This is a genomic window from Vibrio sp. Evd11, from assembly GCF_900382755.1.
Lineage (GTDB): Bacteria > Pseudomonadota > Gammaproteobacteria > Enterobacterales > Vibrionaceae > Vibrio > Vibrio lentus.
Window position 1 is genome coordinate 1 of the sequence record NZ_OSDX01000002.1, and the last position, 18,793, is coordinate 18,793.

Below are 18,793 nucleotides of genomic sequence, written 5' to 3' on the forward strand. Positions count from 1 at the left end.
AGTAGTTAAACGTATTGGTCACTCAGTTCATTGAAATCAAGTTTGTTACCGAAGTAACTGTTATTACCTAAGTAATAACGTTTTGATATTCATCAACGAGTGCCCACACAGATTGATAGGTTTAAATTGTTAAAGAGCTTTACTTATTGAGCCTTCCTTTTAGTAAGGAGCCTCTCTAAGTGGACGGCCATTCTAGCGAATTGGGTTCCAGTGTCAAACACTTTTTCCAGCTAATTTTTCAAAGCATCTTAAATGCTTAATGTCGTCTCGTTACTTAGTTCAAACCGCTTGGTTATCCCTGGCAACGGAGGCGCATTATAGAGAGAATCCCCCTTTGCACAAGACCAAAAACGAAAAAAAACCGCCGTAGGCGATCGTTCGGACACTATTCACACAAAGCGTTCAAAATAGGTACGATTAAGCCTTAATTTCGGCTAATCGTACCTATTATTCATAGTTTGATTATTGGTGAGCAATAATTCGGTTGTTATTCACTAATAGCTGCACTTTCTTCTCTGGATTTATTTTTCCAGCCAGTATCGCTTTCGCTAACGGGTTCTCAACAGTTTGTTGAATTGCTCTTTTAAGAGGCCTTGCACCATATACAGGATCAAAACCAACTTGAGATATTAGCTTGAGCGCTTTTTCTGAAACTTCGAGTTCATAACCATTGTCTTCCATTCGCTTTTTCAAATGATCAAGCTGAATAGCGGCAATTGACTCGATGTGCTCTTGGCCTAAAGGATGGAACACGACACTTTCATCAACTCGATTCAAAAACTCAGGTCGGAAATGTTTACCCACAACTTCCATAACCTCATTTTTAATGCCTTGGTAATCCAATGTATTAAAGTTCTCTTGAATACGAGTAGAACCTAGGTTCGATGTCATGATTACCACGGTATTTCTAAAATCGACGGTGCGACCTTGTCCGTCAGTTAATCGTCCATCATCTAAAACCTGCAATAGGATATTGAAAACATCTGGGTGCGCTTTCTCTACCTCATCAAGCAGAATGACAGAATAAGGTTTTCGGCGAACGGCTTCGGTTAAGTACCCACCTTCTTCATATCCCACATAACCTGGAGGAGCACCAACTAAACGAGCAACAGAGTGTTTTTCCATAAACTCAGACATATCGATACGCACCATGGCATCTTCACTATCGAACATAAAGTTCGCTAATGTTTTACACAGTTCCGTTTTACCGACACCTGTTGGCCCTAAAAACAAGAACGAACCAATCGGCTTATTCGGATCAGACAAACCAGCACGGCTACGACGAATCGCATTCGATACCACTTCGACCGCTTCCGCTTGACCGATAACTCGCTTATGCAGAACACCTTCCATTTTCAAAAGCTTCTCTTTTTCTGCTTCTAGCATTTTAGAAACAGGAATACCGGTTTGCTTTGAAAGGACATCGGCGATCTCAGCGTCGGTCACCTTATTACGTAATAAGGTCATTTCTTGCATTTCAGCTTGAGTCGCGAGATCTAACTGCTTCTCCAATTCTGGGATTCGACCATATTGCAATTCAGACATACGGTTAAGGTCACCAGCACGTCGTGCAAAATCCATATCCATTCGAGCTTGTTCTAGCTCTGATTTAATATGTTGCGTACCAGACAGCGCCGCTTTTTCAGCGTTCCAAACTTCTTCAAGCTCTGCGAAATCGCGTTCTTTCTCAGAAAGTTCGCTTTGTAGAGTGCGCAGGCGTTTTTCACTGGCCTCATCATTTTCATTCGTCAGAGCTTGCTGTTCGATCTTCAACTGAATGATTTTTCGCTCTAACTTATCCAATGACTCGGGCTTTGAATCTATCTGCATTCGAATACTCGAAGCCGCTTCATCAATGAGATCAATCGCCTTATCTGGTAACTGACGATCTGAAACGTATCGGTGAGATAGCGTTGCCGCTGCTACGATAGCAGGATCGGTAATTTCTACATGGTGGTGAAGTTCATAGCGCTCTTTCAAACCACGAAGAATAGCTACCGTGTCTTCAACGGTGGGTTCATCCACGATCACTTTTTGGAATCGACGCTCTAACGCAGGATCTTTCTCTATGTATTGGCGATATTCATCGAGCGTTGTTGCGCCGACACAATGCAGTTCTCCACGAGCTAATGCTGGTTTCAACATGTTACCCGCATCCATAGAGCCTTCGCCTTTACCCGCACCGACCATCGTATGAATTTCATCGATAAAGAGAATGACATTGCCTTCTTCTTTCGATAATTCATTAAGCACCGATTTTAGACGCTCTTCGAATTCGCCACGATACTTAGCACCCGCTACCAATGAGCCCATATCCAATGAAAGAACTCGTCGGCCTCTTAAGCCTTCAGGAACTTCATTATTGATAATACGCTGAGCCAAACCTTCGACAATCGCGGTTTTACCCACACCGGGTTGACCGATAATGACAGGGTTGTTCTTAGTACGACGTTGAAGGACTTGGATCGTGCGACGAATTTCATCATCACGACCAATCACAGGATCTAGTTTGCCTTGCTCTGCTCTTTCGGTCAGATCAATGGTGAACTTCTCTAAAGCTTGGCGTCTATCTTCCGCATTCGGGTCATCAACCTTTTGACCACCACGAACTTGCTCAATAGCTTGAGATAATTTTTGCTCTGTAAGGCCTAGTTCTTTAAGTAAGTTACCTAGAGGTCCTTTGTCTTCTATTGCAGCGAGTAGGAATACTTCTGAAGATATGTAACTGTCTTGACGCTTTTGCGCGACCTTGTCACATAGGTTGAATAGCGTTCCCATTGCGTTAGAGAGCTGAACATCACCACCGATACCGCTTACTTTTGGGACTCGGTCTAATATTTCGCTTAATTTAGAACGCAATTGAACAACATCAATATTCAACATGGTAAGCAATGGACGAATCGCACTGCCATCTTGATTAAGCAAAGACACCATTAGGTGTACAGGTTCTATATATTGGTGATCACGACCTAATGCGAGCGACTGAGCATCAGATATCGCAATTTGGAATTTACTCGTGAATCGATCGAGACGCATGCCAACCTTCCTACTCTTAGATATGTTTATCTTATGGTTAGAAGATGGATACGGTAACGCAGATTTTCAAGGGATAAGGATGAAGAATAGAGCTGATATGAAAATATAAATGAACTGGATGAGTAGTTGTGCTAGTCAGACATTACTCTAACCAAATAAATGTCGCCTGACGCCCAGTAATACCATCACGACGATAAGAATAGAAAGCATCTGAATCTGCGTATGTACATAGATTCGAATCTGTCACCGAAGTCACGCCAACGTTCATTAGTCGTTGAGTCGCAAGTTGAGACATGTTTGCTAACCACTTGCCAGGTTCAGATTTAGCTTTAAATGCTAATTTCGCTTGAGGGTCAAAACGAACAAAAGCGTCCAACACATCGTTGCCCACCTCAAACGCATCTTTACCAATAGCAGGACCAAGCCAAGCAATGATCTGGTTATCTGAATCTAGGTTTGAAAACTTTGCGACGGCATTTTCAAGAATGCCACCAGCAAGACCACGCCAACCCGCATGAACGGCAGCAACTTGAGTGCCTTTGGTATCGGTAAGGATGACCGGTAAGCAATCGGCTGTCATCGCAGAACACACAACACCCTTTGCAGTAGTATATACACCATCCGCATCAAGCACATTCGTCACAGGTTCTAAAACTGTAACGACATCCGTTGAGTGAGTTTGATTTAGCCATACCGGAGCCGTGGGCATCTTAGATTGTTGCTTTAGCCATGTTCGATTACTTTCAACAAGTAAAGCATCATCCCCAACGTGCATACCAAGGTTTAACCCTTGATAAGCACCTGTAGAACAACCATCAAAACGAGTCGAAGCAAATGCTTTCACGTTTTTTGGTGCAGTCCAGTCAGGGATGATCATTGACACGATTAAATGTCGTCTTCTATGTTTTCGCGAGCATCAACACGCAACGCTTCAGCCATCACAACCATGTCATTTGGCACAGGTGCATGGAACTCAACTTCTTCACCAGTAATCGGGTGAACAAACTTCAGCATAACCGCGTGTAGCGCTTGGCGATCAAAAGAACGAATCATTGTCGTTAGCTCTTCAGATGCACCTTTAGGAATACGAGCACGACCACCGTATGCGATATCACCTAACAACGGATGCTGAAGATATGACATGTGGACACGGATTTGGTGAGTACGACCCGTTTCTAGACGCAGACGAATACGAGTATGTTCGCGGAAGTGCTCCGCAACACGGTAGTGAGTTACCGCAGGCTTACCCAATTCATTAACGTCCATTAACGTACGCTTAGTTGCATGACGGCTAATGCCTTTCTCAACAACACCACCCGCAGTCATTTTGCCAATTGCAATTGCTTCATATTCACGAGTAATACGACGTTTTGCAAGAGCACGCACAAGACGAGTTTGAGCTGGAACCGTTTTAGCCACAACCATAAGACCGGTTGTGTCTTTATCCAGACGGTGCACAATACCCGCACGAGGTACTTCAGCAATCTGAGGGTAGTGAAAAAGCAATGCGTTTAGTATGGTTCCATCCGGCGTACCTGCGCCTGGGTGTACAACCAGATCTCGAGGTTTGTTGATAACCAATAAATCATCATCTTCATAGACAATGTCTAACGGAATATCTTGTGCTTCCCAGCGCTCTTCATCTGCAAGCTCCGCTTGTAGGATGATCGCTTCACCGCCCAAAACTATGGTGCGCGGTTTAGTGATAACTTCGCCATCCACTTGGATTTTGCCGTCAAGAAGCCACTCTTTAATACGAGAGCGAGAAAAATCGGTAAATAGTTCAGCGACAGCTTGGTCTAAACGTTGACCTAACTGGCTGCTTTTTACTGTGTCTGTTAATGTTATCTGCTGAGCCATATCGAACTTTTTTAAAAACCGTGAGACTAATACCCATTAGTATGGATAAAATAGAATAATTGCATCATTGTATCTGTTACTGGTTAGAAAGTAACGGAAGCTTACGAAATATTTAATTCAAGGAATCGACGCCTGACATGAAACACCTTACTTTATCGGGTCTATTAGCCGTATCACTCTTAGTTGGCTGTTCAAGTACTGAAGAAATAGTACCGGATGTACCACCATCGGTTCTTTACTCTGACGCTCAAGAGTCCCTGCAGAGCGGTAGCTGGCTTTCTGCCATAGAAAAGCTTGAAGCCCTAGACTCCCGTTACCCATTCGGCGCCTATTCTGAACAAGTACAGCTCGATCTGATTTACGCTTACTACAAAAATGATGACTTGGCGCTTGGTCTTGCTACTATTTCGCGATTCCTGCGTTTAAACCCAACTCATGAGAAACAAGATTGGGTTCTTTACATGCGCGGTTTAACGCACATGGCACAAGACCGAAACTTCATGCACGATATTTTTAATATTGATCGTAGCGACCGAGATCCAGAGCCAGTGAAACTTGCGTTTGCTGACTTCAAGCGACTACTCGAGCGTTTCCCTAGCAGCCCTTATGCTGAAGATGCTCAAAAACGCATGTTCGCACTTAAGAACCGCCTCGCAGAATATGATTTAGCAACCGCTGATTTTTACCTACGCCGTGAAGCTTGGATTGCAGCAGTAAATCGAACGCAAGAGCTTCAGAAGACCTACCCAGACACAATTGCTGCACGTAAGTCTTTGAATATTCAATTAGAAGCTTATAAACAATTAGGTTTAGAAGACGCAGCTTCAAGAACAGAAAAATTGATTGAGTTAAACCCACTGCCTTAATCAGCTCTGCCATATTGATTCGAAAGCGCGCTAATTTATTAGCGCGCTTTTTTTGGGACTTAATTTCGTAAACTTGATGAATCGCATAATACACGGTATCTTCAAAAGGTAACTTTTAACAAAACATCAACATGGAGTGTGGATGTGAGCAGGATGTTATTATTTATCTGGATCGGGTTATTTAGCCAATTTTCCAACGCATTAGAATTATCCCCATTGAGCAATCAACCTTACATGGGCGACTTAGACATACTCAAAACAAAAGGAACAGTGAGAGTATTGGTATCGGCTGATCTAGGCTTTTACTACATAGAAGATGGCAAACCAAAAGGTATCGTGGCAGAAATGCTCTATCACTTTGAGAAAAGCCTTCGTAAGAAAAACCCCTATCTCAATGTGCAGATCATTCCGGTTCAGCGAGATGATCTTCTTCCTTCATTAGAATCCGGATACGGTGATGTTGCGGTAGCAAACCTCACGATTACCGATAAACGATTAAACGTGATCGACTTTTCAGACCCAATGATCAGGAACGGACAAGAACTCATTATTACCGGAAAGAACTCAGCTCCTATCACCGAAATTAAACAATTGAGCGGTAAAGAAGTTTGGATTCGTGCGAGCTCTAGTTATTTCGAGAGTGTGCAAAAAGTGAATAAAGAGCTCAATAAAATGGATCTGCCACCACTGCATGTCCACTTTATCGAAGAGTCACTGCAAGACTATGAATTGATAGAGTTAGTCAATCAAGGTTACATTCAGGGCACGATACTCGACAGTCACAAAGCGAAGTTGTGGACTGACGTAATGGAAAATATTCAGGTTCACACCGACTTCCCTTTACGAGAAAATGGTCGTATTGCCTGGGCCTTAAGAAAAGACAGTCCAATCCTAAAAAAAGAAATCAATAAATACGTTAAAACATCTCGAAGCGGCACCTTACTGGGTAACGTGATATATCAAAAGTATATCGACAATACTCGTTGGTTAGGGCGAGCTCTCAATCCAAATAAAGTAGACAGAGTTGCCAAGCTCGCTGACGTATTTGAGAAATACTCCAGTAAGTACGAATTTGATCCTTTAATGATGTCAGCTCAAGGTTTCCAAGAGTCTGGATTGGATCAAAGCAGAGTTTCTCACCGCGGAGCGATTGGTGTAATGCAGGTATTGCCAAGCACTGCCAAAGACAAAAACGTCAACATCAAAAACATACATAAGGTGGATAACAACATCCATGCGGGTGTGAAATACATGCGCTTCATTAAGGACAGATATTTTGACGACCCAGCCATTACGCCAGATAACCAAATCTACTTCACTTTGGCTTCTTACAACGCTGGTCCTGCAAAGATAAGAAAGATGAGGCACATTGCCAAACAGAAAGGTTACAACCCAAACATCTGGTTTAAAAACGTAGAGATCATCACTCGTAAATACGTGAGCAAAGAACCGGTGACCTATGTCGCCAACATCAACCGTTACTTTGTCATCTATAAGCAGTTACAAGCTATCAATGCTATCCGAGAAAATGGTACAGCTAGATTACTAAAAACCAATGATTAGTTTGTCTTCAACCCCAAGAGCCTAGGGAACAAAGATATTAAGGTAAATTAAAAATACAAAAGCCGCATAAGAAAACTTATGCGGCTTTTGCTTATCAAATTCAGAGAAAACTTACATAGTGATCTAAATCACGAGAGCTATATCACAAAACACTATTGAGTAAATTTTCATCAAGCACTTTCAATTAGCTGTAAGGCGCCCCTAAAAACTGGTTTAATTTTTAGCGAAGCCTTGCCTCCAAGTTATCGTTTTTCATAGAGATAACAAGCATTTTCCGCCAAAAAGATACTAAGACTTGCGTGAGATCACATTTGATTTTAATGCTTATCCCACCCAACCGAAACAAGATCCAGATCACATTCTTTATTGCTAAAAGTCGTAATCTGAAGTTAACCCATGAGGGATACAACAGAGGAAAACTTCTATGAAAATGAACATCACTGGTAAAAACATCGACATTACCTCTGCAATCCGTGATCACATAGAAAGCAAATTTAAAAAGCTGGATAAATGGCAAGTAGACATCATTGGCTGCCAAGCGAGCTTTAGCGAAGAACCAAACAAGAAGAAAAAATTTGAAGCGGTTCTAACCGTACCAAAAGGCCAACTTGTTGCTTCATCAATCCATGACGACCTCTACGTAGCTATCAACGAAGTAGAACAAAAGCTAGAACGTCAACTCAACAAGCTACGCCATAAACCAGAAGCACGCCGCGCTGAAAAGCCTGAAATTGAAGAGCTAGAAGCTGAAGTAGAATAAGGAAAGAGAACAGATTAAAAAATAGCGCCTCAGGGCGCTATTTTTTTGCTTGACGCTCGTAGCTCGCTTGCTTATTGTGTTTAAACATTCATAAAACAATCACTTTTTATGCACACTCAATCTTTGTTTATTTTTGACTTCTTTTTTCTTCCGTAAATCGGAGGCTTAGTCGTTTTAGAAAAACAAGTCAAAAACGAACAAGAAGCCTCCCACACTAGGGAGGCTTTTTTATAAGGACACATTTATGACTGACCGCTCAATTTCACTGGATGATATCCGCCTTCGTCTTAATGATTTAGATGACGAACTACTGAGTTTACTTTCCGAACGTCGCAAACTCAGTATCGAAGTTGCGAAAAGCAAGGTAGAAACATCAAAGCCTGTACGCGATGCCGTTCGTGAGCAGCAGCTTCTGGTTAAGCTGATTAACAACGGTAAAGATAAATATGAACTTGATGCGCAGTACATTACTAAACTGTTTCACACCATCATTGAAGATTCCGTTCTGCTGCAACAGTCATACTTACAAAACCTAGCGAACCCGCAAAGTCGTAAACCTCTGGCTCGCGTTGCATTCTTAGGTTCTAAGGGATCATATTCTCATCTTGCTAGCCGTGAATATTTCAGCCGTAAGAATATGGAATTGATAGAGCTTAACTGCAATCACTTTAAAGAAGTGGCATCGACAGTGGAATCTGGTCATGCAGACTACGGTGTGTTGCCGATTGAGAACACCAGTTCAGGTTCGATCAACGAAGTTTATGATCTTCTCCAGCACACAACGCTATACATTGTAGGCGAACTTTCTCAGCCTATTGAGCACTGCCTTGTTGCGAAAAGTGATATCCGTTTAGAAGACATCAAAACACTCTATTCACACCCACAGCCACATCAACAGTGCAGTGAGTTTTTGAGTCGCTTAAAAGGCGTGAGTCTTGAATCTTGTGCAAGCACAGCAGATGCAATGAAGAAAGTAAAAGAACTGGATGGTGATGATGTTGCCGCGATTGGTAATGCATCGAGCGGCAAGCTTTATGGGCTTCAGCCAATCCAAGGCAACATTGCAAACCAAACTGAGAACCACACTCGTTTCATCGTTGTGGCGCGTAAACCGGTAGAAGTATCAACTCAAATCCCAGCTAAAACGACGCTCATCATGTCGACTTCTCAAGAGGCGGGCTCTTTAGTAGAAACTCTACTAATCCTACAACGCTTGGGCATCAACATGACCAAACTGGAATCTCGTCCTATCATGGGCAATCCATGGGAAGAGATGTTCTATGTCGATTTAGAAGCACACTTGGATGCAGATAATATGCAGCAAGCGATAACGGAATTAACCGCTATCACTCGTCACCTAAAAGTGTTGGGGTGTTATCCAAGTGAGAACATCAAAGCGACGCAGGTTAAGTTGTCATAGCTTTTAACAAACATAAGCTCTTAACAAACATAAGTTTTCAGCGAATATAAGCTGTTGACGAACATAAGTTTTTAACGAGCAAACGTTTAAAGCTGGCATAAGTTTAAATCTGCTATAAGTATTTGGCCCACAGCAGGCCAAATACTAAAATAACGGTTAGTCAAATAGACTCGTACTACGGAATACTCACACTACTTATCCTGGGACATGACTCGGTTATTTCACTGGCTGTACACACCTACTAACCTGCCTAGCTCAGCTATATTACTAATAAAAATCTCACTATTGACCTTTTTACCAATAGAGACAAAACCTTTCCCCCTTCACAGGAAATCATCGAACTACGTGTAATTAATAGCGAGTAAGCATTAAATAACATAAACTTACGCGCTAAATTTATAAATAGTGTTGTCACTAACTATGAAGCTAAGTACTAAAATCTTACTACTGATAACCCCTGTAATACTGATCAGTACCGCTACTTCTAGCTATATTATTTATTCAACGCAGAAAAGCAGTTTCATCAAACGCGAAGACAACGCACTTCAGCTGAATATGGAAAAGTTAGCTGGGTATTTTCGCCAGTCTCGCTCCTTCCTCAATAGCTATTCTTACACCTTGACTCAAAGTGACATGGTAGAGCGTTACTTTCTCACAGAGCAAAACCTATCTCGCGATCTTGAGCTGGTCAATAACCTTCAAGAAGCCATACATTTCCTGCAAGATGACGATGAAAGCTATACCGGGTTAGCGCTTCTCAACGGTGATCGCAAACTGAGGTACTACGCCGATAACAACAACGACTCACGCACTCAGATTGATACCAAAATATTGGAGTATGTTGACCACTACTACCAAGATACTCTAGAAACATCGAGTACCAACTATATTCAAAGCTCTCAAGGCGAAGGGATGTTGGTGCACTATGAGAAGGTCGACAAGAAAACGATTTTCCCAACCACAAGCACCCAACCAAGCGATGTGTTCTTTGTTGTTGTGTCAGTCTCTCTCGATAAATTTAATGCGCTGAGAAAACAGATAGAGTTCGACTACCAAACCAGCTTATTCTTCACATCTATAGCGGTTTCTCTGGAAAATAATGTCACCCACTCAGTCAAGCTTGCGCCAGAACTTTACGCCACAGTTGACCCGGCGCCATTCCTGTTGGAGAACAAGCTCGACTCAATTTGGAATAAGCTGAGTTTGTCCTTTGCACTATCCGCGTTTGTGACGGTTGCTCTGCTACTCATGCTTTTGTCTCGCAGTGTGATATCCCCGATAACACGACTCGACCGACAACTGCAGCAAGTCGAGAAAAAACAACGTAAGAACATCGAACGTTTAGGCACTCGTGATGAGCTTGGCCGCCTATCACAGCGTTTTTACGACATGTACCAAGAGTTAGATAACACCTACCAACAGACCAAGCTATTGGCCGAGAATGATCAATTAACCCAAATAGCCAATAGGCATCAATTTCAAACCTTCGTTCAGCAATCATTACCTAAGCCTAGCTCCAATACCGAAACCTGGGTTCTCTACTTTGACCTAGATAACTTCAAGTTTGTGAACGACAAATATGGACATCAAATCGGCGACTCCATTCTGGTCAGTTTTGCTCAGCGTATTTCCGATATTTGTAGCCACTATAAAACAGAATTTGACGCTCATTGTATGCCCGCCCGACTTTCTGGAGACGAGTTCGTTGTCTATATTAACGCTCCAACTCGTCGAGGAAACATTGCTCATCGATTCTCTGATGACTTACTGACGCCACTACAAAAAGGTTTTATCACCGATTCAGGGAGCTTTCCGATCACGGTCAGTATTGGTATTGCGACCTACCCCAACGATGGCCACTCCATCGAAAAGCTACTGTCGAACGCTGATACCGCGATGTACCAAGCCAAACGCGCAGGTAAAAACCAATTTGCTGACTATTCACGAGATTTAGACAAAGCGATTCAACGCCAAGCAAACATTGAACGCGCACTCAGAGACAAGAACTTTGATGATGAATTTAGGCTCGTTTATATGCCGTACATGGATTCAACAGGAACCCATGTTATTGGTGTTGAGGTGTTATTACGTTGGAATTCGGAGCAACTAGGCTTGGTTCCACCTGATGAATTCATTCCCATTGCCGAGCAAACAGGATTATTCGATCAGGTTGATCAGTGGGTCATTCAGAATGCATTTGCTTCTTTTCACCGACTTCAGGCTCAATTTGATCACTCAATTCAGTTGTCGATTAACTTATCTTCTGCTGGGATTGAAACGACTGATCTTGCTGACTTCATCAAAGAGCACGCCGATTTAAATCGAATTCCGCCAAGTTTGATTGATTTTGAAATTACCGAAACCTTTTACTCAAACTCTGAAGGTTTTCCGCTGCTTAACGAACTCTCTGATATGGGATATCGATTAGCCATTGATGACTTTGGATCTGGCTACACCTCCATCACTCAACTGGTGCAGTATCCAACTCAAAAAATTAAGCTCGATAAAGCCTTTTTAGACACCTTAATTGAGACCGATAATCAGAACATAGTGAAACCGGTTATCGGGTTATGTCATGCTCAGGGTAAGAAGGTCACAGCCGAGGGCATCGAAACTGAAAGCATGCATCAGTGGTTGCAAGAAGCACAGTGCGATATGCTGCAAGGCTATTACTTCGGTAAACCTATGCCATTAGAAGAACTGAGTGATTGGTACCGACAACATCAACTCAATTTAATCGATAACAAAAAGAATCCAACACATGAAATCTGTAATCATCGCATCGCTGAACCCAGCTAAAATTAACGCCGTTAAAAGTGCATTCTTATCTGCTTTTCCTGATACTGAATTTGATTTCAAAGGCATCAGCGTCCCTAGCGGTGTCTCCGATCAACCGATGAGCAACGACGAGACCTATCAAGGTGCGGTAAATCGCGTTCACAACGCAACTCAAGCTCAACCTGATGCGGATTTTTATGTTGGATTAGAGTCTGGAATAGAAGGAAAGGTTACATTTGCTTGGATGGTCGTTGAAGCAAACGGTCAGCGCGGAGAATCTCGATCTGCAAGCTTGATGCTGCCACCCGTTGTGCTTGATAAACTCCAGCATGCGAATGAGCTAGGTGATGTGATGGATGAAGTCTTCGGCACCGACAACATAAAACAAAAAGGCGGTGCGATTGGCTTATTGACACATAACCAACTATCTCGCAGTTCTGTATATAGCCAGGCTTTAATCCTAGCGCTGATCCCATTTGTTAACCCTAAGCACTTCCCTGCTTAGTCTTGTTTAAGAAACACGATATTTCGCCTCTCTAGAGGTAATAACATTAAGCGGGATAAAAATAAAAAAACGCTAACCTATGGTTAGCGTTTTTATCAAGTTCTTAAGGCTTACTGTTTAAATGCTTACTTGAGTAACAGCTCTACAATTGCCGCTTTCTCTTGCTCAGATTTAGCCTTTAGCTCATTAGAGCCTCGCGTGATCGTAGCCACACCCACACCTAACATTTGGCTCACCTGTCTTTGTGACATGTCCCCTTTCATGAGTTCACAAAGAATATTCACTCGAGCGACCAAAGCATCTCGCTCATCAGGTGTCATCATCATGGTCAACAACAGTTCATGCTGATCTTTCTCAGCCGCTGTTTTTACCAAATCCATTAGTTGTTGCCAATTCTCATATTCAGGTTGTGATGCCATATCTCTACACTTACTTTTAAATTTTGGCTTGAAGTAGCCGCTTAATGATTGAAAGCGTTTAACACTTTATACCGAAACACTTGCTTTGATCCAATGTAAAAAGGCAGCAAGTGGAACTGGTTCGCACTCACTGCCTTTAATATTACTCAGTTTCAGAGAAAGTACCGAACCCCTAGTATTTCGTTTCGGCCTCATGGGGCGCTAAAAACACCCCTTTCTCGCCCAAGATATCTCGATAGTAGGTCTCAAACATCAAGATATTCTGAACATAGCCACGAGTCTCTTTGAATGGAATCATTTCGATAAAAGCAAATGCATCGAGCTTTTCATCGCTGCGTGAACGCCATTGTTTCACACGACTCGGGCCTGCATTATAAGCAGCAAATGCAAAAATACGGTTGTTATCATATTGAGCTAATAGGCCATCTAGATAGTGGCTGCCAATCTCAATGTTCTTGCCGACATCATAAAGATCATCGCTGCCCTGATATTTAATCTTATGTTTGTTCGCCGTATATTGCGCCGTCTTTGGCATAATTTGCATGATGCCACGCGCGCCAACTGGAGAGCGAGCTTCTGAATCCATCGCACTCTCTTGTCTCGCTAAAGACATTAAGGTAATCGGGTCTATATCGTGCTTTTCGGCGTAGAAGTTAAACCACCACTTATGAGCAACAGGGAAGCGTAGGTCTATGTTGTCCCACATCTTCGCCGAGATGCTCGCTGTCACTGTAAAGTGGTTCCAACGCTGCGTCGCAGCATGAGCTGCGAGCATTGATTTCTGATCTTTATCAGCATTGGTTAACAACCAACGCCATTCACTCTTCGCTGCCGCAATTTTATCTCGATCAATCAGCTCGCTGATTCGAACCAAAGAAGTCTCAAATGGCTTTACTGTTTCAGCGTTGTATTTGAGTGTCGATGTTGGGTACTGAACTGGCTTACCTAACTGCTTAGCCGCAGCCACACTGTAGAAATTACGCTGGCCCAAGATATCTGACAGTCGTTTGTTACCCTTAGCAGTATCACCGAGTGCTATCTCTGCTCTACCTTGCCAATACTGCCAGCGAAGCGAAGCCTGATGCTTATCATCTAAGCGCGCAATCCACTCTTTCAAGCCTGTCCAATCTGCATGCTGAATCGCTAAGCGAGCACGTCTTTCCAACAAGACTTGCTTTGATGAACTCGCGAGCATTTTGTCTCGCCACGCCATCAACTCTTCAGAGTCGGTATTGATCAAGCGGAACGTGAGGTAATCTGCTAACTCTTGAGATTTTTCTTTAGATAGCTTTTGAGCTTTCACAACATCATCAAAAATCTCTTGAGCGCTGCTTGCTGACTTCCTTGCCAGTTTCTCAAAACCAAACTCGGTTTGAGCTTGATAAAATTCATTCGCAGGGTGCTTCTTAGCAAACGCGAGCACATTTTCAGGCTTGTTGTACAACGCCTTCATCTGCTTGGCTTGAGCAATTGACTCCTCATGATCTAATTGCTTAATCAGATAAGTCATCAGCTTACCGTTACGACCTTCAAACGCCAACAGCATCCTTTCGAGTATCAGATCATCCGTTCTTAAACCGGCTTTATCCCATCCTTCAAAAAGCGGGTCACAGGCGTCATCAACACCGCTACCACTTAACCAAAGTTGTTTCGCACCTTTGAACGCGAGATCTTGATTACCTTGCTCATAATGCGCTCGGTAGTAGATACATTGGTATTTTTCACCAACTGGCTCTTGAGTTTGAAATTCCAGTATCGTTTGCCACTGCTTTTGAGAAGCCAATGAATCTAAGTAAGGTGCACGCATACGATTCGAAAATGGCAGCGCTTTATTCTCTTCAATAAAAGCATCCACTTCAGCAGGTGTGCGATCACCTAGACCAATGAGAAAGGCGCGATAATCAGTGTAAGGCGTTAGAGGGTATGTTTGAATTTTGTTGCGCAGCGCTGAGTAAGCTTTTAGATCTCGGTTGTCCAAAACCTCTTGCGCTCTGTCATAAACATCACGCTGCATTTCAAGCTCGGATGCATTGCTCGCTAAAGCGATCGGAGCCAGTGAAAATGAAGACAAAATTGCCGATGCAGCGACAGCAATTTTCGTATTACCAATGCGGAAAAACATTCGCTCTTTCCTTAGTGCGTGTATGAATACGTGAAGTCTATTTACGCCCGACATCACATCAAATGTAAAGAGATTGAGTGTAAATATTATTAATATTTAACACTTCGCCTCAGAAGCTTATTAAATATAGTTTTAATGACCAATGTGACAATAATAGGTAAGGATTAGTTCAAGAATGGCTTTTCTGTCCTAGGAGTAACATCTTTGGGGATATTGGTATAAAATAGACGACAATTTTGAACAATAAATTAGGATCGATCGGCAATGGCTGAATACGTATATACCATGTCTCGGGTGAGCAAAACTGTTCCACCTAAGCGTCAAATTCTTAAAGACATTTCTCTTAGCTTTTTTCCTGGCGCTAAAATCGGTGTTTTGGGTCTAAATGGTTCAGGTAAATCTACCCTACTACGTATCATGGCTGGTATTGATACTGATATTGATGGTGAAGCTCGTGCACAACAAGGTCTTAAAGTCGGTTACCTACCGCAAGAGCCTGTACTAGACGAATCAAAAACAGTGCGTGAAATCGTAGAAGAAGCGGTTTCTGATGTTGCAGACGCACTTAAGCGTATCGATGCAGTATATGCAGCTTACGCTGAACCAGATGCAGATTTCGATGCGCTCGCTAAAGAACAAGGCGAGCTTGAAGCACTGATCCAAGCGAAAGATGGCCACAACCTAGAAACAGCTCTAGAGCGCGCTGCTGACGCACTTCGTCTTCCTGAATGGGATGCGAAAATCGAATTCCTATCAGGTGGTGAGCGTCGTCGTGTTGCGATATGTCGTCTACTTCTTGAGAAGCCTGACATGCTGCTTCTTGATGAACCAACCAACCACTTGGATGCAGAATCAGTCGCTTGGCTTGAGCACTTCCTTGTTGATTACAGCGGTACTGTTGTGGCAATTACCCACGACCGTTACTTCTTAGATAACGCTGCAGGCTGGATTCTTGAGCTTGACCGTGGTGAAGGTATCCCATGGGAAGGTAACTACACATCTTGGCTAGAGCAAAAAGATGAGCGTCTGAAGCAAGAGAAATCAGGTGAAAGCGCACGCCAAAAGACGATTGAAAAAGAACTTGAGTGGGTTCGTCAAAACCCTAAAGGTCGTCAAGCTAAATCTAAAGCTCGTATGGCTCGTTTCGAAGAACTAACGACTGGCCAATACCAGAAGCGTAACGAAACCAACGAACTGTTCATCCCGCCAGGTGAGCGTTTAGGTGACAAGGTACTTGAAGTTAAGAACCTAACGAAGTCATTTGGTGATCGCGTTCTTATCGACGACCTATCATTCAGCATGCCTAAAGGCGCTATCGTTGGTATCGTTGGTGCCAACGGTGCAGGTAAATCAACACTGTTTAAGATGCTAAGTGGTGCTGAACAGCCAGATTCAGGTACAGTTGAACTTGGCGAAACGGTTAAGCTTGCTTCTGTTGATCAGTTCCGTGACAGCATGGACGACACTAAAACAGTATTCCAAGAGATCTCTGAAGGCGCTGATATCATTAAGATCAACAACTTCGAAATCCCTGCTCGTGCATACTGCTCTCGTTTCAACTTCAAAGGCAACGACCAACAGAAAATCATCGGTCAGCTTTCTGGTGGTGAACGTAACCGTGTTCACCTTGCGAAACTACTGAAAGCCGGCGGTAACGTACTGCTACTCGATGAACCAACCAATGACCTTGATGTCGAAACTCTACGTGCACTTGAAGAAGCACTGCTTGAGTTCCCTGGCTGTGCAATGGTTATCTCGCATGACCGTTGGTTCCTTGACCGTATCGCGACCCATATCTTAGACTACCGTGATGAAGGTCAAGTTAACTTCTACGAAGGTAACTATACTGAGTACACAGAGTGGCTGAAGAAGACTCTGGGCGCACAAGCGGCTGAACCGCACCGTATCAAGTACAAGCGTATTACTAAGTAAATTAGCTTGTATTTTGAACAAAGGCCGCGATAATAGCGGCCTTTGATATATCTGGCTTACTATTTACCTATTGATATAGAGAAATTACCTATGCTTGAAAGACGTCAATTTTCACGAGTTATTTATCAAGTCCCGACTGAGATCTCACAAGGACAAGTAAATGTATCAGGCTCAGTGCAAGACTTATCTCTCCATGGTTTACTCATTCAATGTGATAAATGGCAGCAACTCAGCCACGATGCTCCTGTTCAAGTCAGCTTTAAGCTCACCAACAGTGATATCAATATTTAGTTAGAAGCAACGATAGTCTCTACCATCAATACCTCAATGCGTTTACGCATAGAGCATTTAGATATTGATAGTATTAGCCACCTTAAGCGCCTTATTGAGCTTAATGTCGGCGACGATGAACTGCTTTATAGAGAGATTGAACACCTTACCGATTTGGGTCAGGAATAATATCTCCATTATCTTTTTCTATTAGAAGCATTTAGTTAATACAGAACCATGTCAAAAAAAATTTCCATTACTATTCCCTCTAACCAAGGGGAACAGACGTTTTACTTCGGCCGAAAAGCCGTGCTCATGTGCACCACTGCAATTTTTTCCGTGCCACTGTTAATTGGCGGAGCTGCATACATGCACTTCGAAGGTAAACAAGAGCTCGCGATGCAAGCGGGCGATGCACAACAATTGATTGAAACGCTGATTGTTGAAAAAGAGCAAACCGAGTTTCTTTACGCTGGACAGGTAGAAACCAATCACTCGTTATCGCAAACACTCACCGAGAAAGAAGGCACTATTCAACTGCTTGGTAAACGTGTATTTGATGTGGAATCAGTACTTGGCCTTGCCGATGAAGAGCTGCTTACCGATGACGTCTCTTTAGAAGATCGCATTGATGCCGCTGCGGTAGATTCAGCAGTAAGAGCCACGATGTTTCGCTTGATTCCAAACGACAGTCCTATGGCTTATCAACGTATCTCTTCTTCTTATGGTAGCCGCACTAACCCTATTTCAGGTAAACGCCATGTACATACTGGCATCGACCTTACGTGTAAACGTGGTGAAGATATTGTAGCGCCCGCCGATGGAGTCATTGAAACGGTACGCCCAAGTAAAAAAGGCTTCGGTAACTTTATTACTATGCGTCACTCGTTTGGTTTCATGAGTTCTTACGCACACCTACAAAAATTCAAAGTACGCAGCGGTCAGTTTGTGAGTAAAGGTGATGTGATTGCTAGCTGTGGCAACTCAGGTAACTCAACCGGGCCACATTTGCATTACGAAGTACGCTTCCTTGGTCGTTCACTAAACCCTCAATACTTGATGGATTGGACACCAGAGAACTTCAACTACGTGTTCGAGAAAGAGAAAAAGGTTAAGTGGGGCCCACTGGTTCAACTGATTGATAATGTGGTTCGCTTGCAGATCAACCTGACGAATGTGCCTTACATTAGCTCGACCATCGACACCGTATCGAGTGAAGAGAGTAAAAAACCTATCACGACTAACTAGTTATTAACCATTAG

13 protein-coding genes, 1 pseudogene and 1 other annotated feature are annotated in these 18,793 nt (G+C 43.0%); of the genes and pseudogenes, 9 read left to right on the plus strand and 5 right to left on the minus strand.

Annotated features, from left to right (window positions below):
• Positions 1–462: 462 nt before the first annotated feature.
• From clpB to rluD, 3 genes are all read right to left on the minus strand, one after another.
• Positions 463–3,036 (minus strand): ATP-dependent chaperone ClpB, encoded by a 2,574-nt coding sequence (gene clpB, locus ED652_RS00840; protein WP_122053221.1) that lies wholly within the window; start codon positions 3,034–3,036, stop codon positions 463–465.
• Between the two features lie 142 nt (positions 3,037–3,178).
• Positions 3,179–3,913 (minus strand): peptidoglycan editing factor PgeF, encoded by a 735-nt coding sequence (pgeF, locus tag ED652_RS00845; protein ID WP_122053222.1) that lies wholly within the window; start codon positions 3,911–3,913, stop codon positions 3,179–3,181.
• Positions 3,914–3,921: 8 nt separating this feature from the next.
• Positions 3,922–4,896: a 23S rRNA pseudouridine(1911/1915/1917) synthase RluD gene (gene rluD, locus ED652_RS00850; RefSeq protein ID WP_009848467.1), complete on the minus strand. Its 975-nt coding sequence runs from the start codon at positions 4,894–4,896 to the stop codon at positions 3,922–3,924.
• Positions 4,897–5,033: 137 nt separating this feature from the next.
• On the opposite strand from rluD, the gene ED652_RS00855 reads away from it, so the two are divergent.
• The 6 genes from ED652_RS00855 to yjjX all read left to right on the plus strand — a co-directional run bounded on the left by ED652_RS00855 (position 5,034) and on the right by yjjX (position 12,788).
• Positions 5,034–5,762 carry an outer membrane protein assembly factor BamD gene (locus tag ED652_RS00855; protein WP_076673793.1) on the plus strand — a complete coding sequence of 243 codons (729 nt, stop codon included), beginning with the start codon at positions 5,034–5,036 and terminating at the stop codon, positions 5,760–5,762.
• A 138-nt stretch (positions 5,763–5,900) separates the two neighbouring features.
• Entirely contained in the window at positions 5,901–7,325 is a 1,425-nt protein-coding gene (locus ED652_RS00860; protein WP_339373486.1) for a lytic transglycosylase F, read from the plus strand.
• Positions 7,326–7,749: 424 nt separating this feature from the next.
• A complete protein-coding gene (gene raiA, locus ED652_RS00865; protein ID WP_004735034.1) occupies positions 7,750–8,085 on the plus strand; it encodes a ribosome-associated translation inhibitor RaiA in 336 nt (111 codons plus the stop codon).
• Positions 8,086–8,195: 110 nt separating this feature from the next.
• Positions 8,196–8,317, plus strand: a sequence feature (Phe leader region).
• A 12-nt stretch (positions 8,318–8,329) separates the two neighbouring features.
• The gene (gene pheA, locus ED652_RS00870; RefSeq protein ID WP_076673797.1) at positions 8,330–9,505 is read left to right on the plus strand and encodes a prephenate dehydratase; all 1,176 of its coding nucleotides are present in this window, start codon (positions 8,330–8,332) and stop codon (positions 9,503–9,505) included.
• A 420-nt stretch (positions 9,506–9,925) separates the two neighbouring features.
• Complete coding sequence (locus ED652_RS00875) at positions 9,926–12,304, plus strand: bifunctional diguanylate cyclase/phosphodiesterase (RefSeq protein WP_122053223.1); 2,379 nt, start codon at positions 9,926–9,928, stop codon at positions 12,302–12,304.
• Positions 12,267–12,788 carry an inosine/xanthosine triphosphatase gene (gene yjjX, locus ED652_RS00880; protein ID WP_017087561.1) on the plus strand — a complete coding sequence of 174 codons (522 nt, stop codon included), beginning with the start codon at positions 12,267–12,269 and terminating at the stop codon, positions 12,786–12,788. Before ED652_RS00875 ends, yjjX begins: the two co-directional genes overlap by 38 nt.
• Before the next feature lie 125 nt (positions 12,789–12,913).
• Here yjjX and trpR read toward each other — a convergent pair whose 3' ends face one another.
• Both trpR and sltY read right to left on the minus strand, forming a co-directional pair.
• Positions 12,914–13,207, minus strand: a complete 294-nt coding sequence (gene trpR / locus ED652_RS00885) for a trp operon repressor (RefSeq protein WP_017077742.1) — start codon at positions 13,205–13,207, stop codon at positions 12,914–12,916.
• A gap of 172 nt (positions 13,208–13,379) precedes the next feature.
• Positions 13,380–15,329 carry a murein transglycosylase gene (gene sltY, locus ED652_RS00890; RefSeq protein ID WP_122053224.1) on the minus strand — a complete coding sequence of 650 codons (1,950 nt, stop codon included), beginning with the start codon at positions 15,327–15,329 and terminating at the stop codon, positions 13,380–13,382.
• A 264-nt stretch (positions 15,330–15,593) separates the two neighbouring features.
• Between sltY and ettA the strand changes: the two genes are divergently transcribed.
• The 3 genes and pseudogenes from ettA to ED652_RS00905 all read left to right on the plus strand — a co-directional run bounded on the left by ettA (position 15,594) and on the right by ED652_RS00905 (position 18,779).
• Positions 15,594–17,261, plus strand: coding sequence for an energy-dependent translational throttle protein EttA (gene ettA, locus ED652_RS00895; protein ID WP_017110510.1), 1,668 nt, complete (start codon positions 15,594–15,596; stop codon positions 17,259–17,261).
• A 90-nt stretch (positions 17,262–17,351) separates the two neighbouring features.
• Positions 17,352–17,720, plus strand: a pseudogene (locus ED652_RS00900) (PilZ domain-containing protein).
• Positions 17,721–17,768: 48 nt separating this feature from the next.
• Positions 17,769–18,779, plus strand: a complete 1,011-nt coding sequence (locus ED652_RS00905; RefSeq protein WP_122053225.1) for a M23 family metallopeptidase — start codon at positions 17,769–17,771, stop codon at positions 18,777–18,779.
• Positions 18,780–18,793 lie beyond the last annotated feature (14 nt).